This window comes from Cereibacter sediminicola (assembly GCF_007668225.1).
GTDB classification, from domain to species: domain Bacteria; phylum Pseudomonadota; class Alphaproteobacteria; order Rhodobacterales; family Rhodobacteraceae; genus Cereibacter_A; species Cereibacter_A azotoformans.
On record NZ_VDEK01000147.1, the window covers coordinates 1 to 497 of the forward strand.

General features: G+C 68.6%; 1 protein-coding gene. It reads right to left on the minus strand.

The window, feature by feature from the left end:
* Positions 1 to 497 (minus strand): response regulator transcription factor (locus FG154_RS20770; protein WP_145112067.1); only part of this gene is annotated, 497 nt, incomplete at both ends.

A 497-nucleotide genomic window follows, 5' to 3' on the forward strand; every position in this document is an offset into this window, starting at 1 on the left:
GCCGCGCACGGTCTCGATCACCGCATGGTCGAGCTTGCGGCGGAGGCGGCTGACACAGACCTCGATGGCGTTGCTCTCGATCTCGGCGTCGAAGGACCAGAGCCGCTCTTCCAGCTGCGCCTTCGACAGCACCTGGTTCGGCCGCGCGAGGAACGCCTCGAACAGCACCCACTCGCGGGCGGTGAGCGGGATTGCCCTGCCGTCTCGGCGGATGCTGCGGACAGCAAGGTCAATCTCGAACGGGCCGATGCGGACCAGCGGGTTGGGATTGCCCGAATAGCGCCGGGCGACCGAGCCGATGCGCGCGGAAAGCTCGGTCAGGTCGAACGGCTTCACCAGGTAGTCGTCGGCCCCGGCGTTCAGCCCGTCGATCCGCTCGGCGATCTGGTCGAGCGCGGTCAGGATGATGACCGGCGTCGTGTCGTCCCGCGCGCGGCGGCTGCGCAGGAACGGGATGCCCAGCCCGTCGGGCAGCATGAGATCCAGCAGGATCAGGT